This is a genomic window from Halorubrum sp. SS7, from assembly GCF_005435055.1.
GTDB classification, from domain to species: domain Archaea; phylum Halobacteriota; class Halobacteria; order Halobacteriales; family Haloferacaceae; genus Halorubrum; species Halorubrum salinarum.
Genome location: NZ_SGXV01000729.1, coordinates 1 through 220, shown reverse-complemented (window position 1 = coordinate 220; position 220 = coordinate 1). Strand labels below are relative to the sequence as shown.

The 220-nt window shown below is 71.4% G+C and carries 1 protein-coding gene; it reads left to right on the top strand.

The window, feature by feature from the left end; translation table 11 throughout:
* Positions 1–220 (top strand): cupin domain-containing protein (locus EXE44_RS19730; RefSeq protein ID WP_137718147.1); only part of this gene is annotated, 220 nt, incomplete at both ends.

The window sequence follows — 220 nt, the reverse complement described above, 5'->3', positions numbered from 1 at the left end:
ACGGTCCGGATCGACGACCTCGACGGCGAGCCGCACGCGTCCGTGTTCCCGGGCGAGGAGCCGAAGACCGTCCGCCTCTCGCTGGCGGCGGGCGAGGGCGTCGCGGAACACGATCACCCGGACAGAACGGTGCTGTTCCACGCGCTGGAGGGCGCCTTCGACGTCGCGCTCGACGGCGAGACCCACTCCGTCGAGGCCGGCGAACTACTCCGGTTCTACG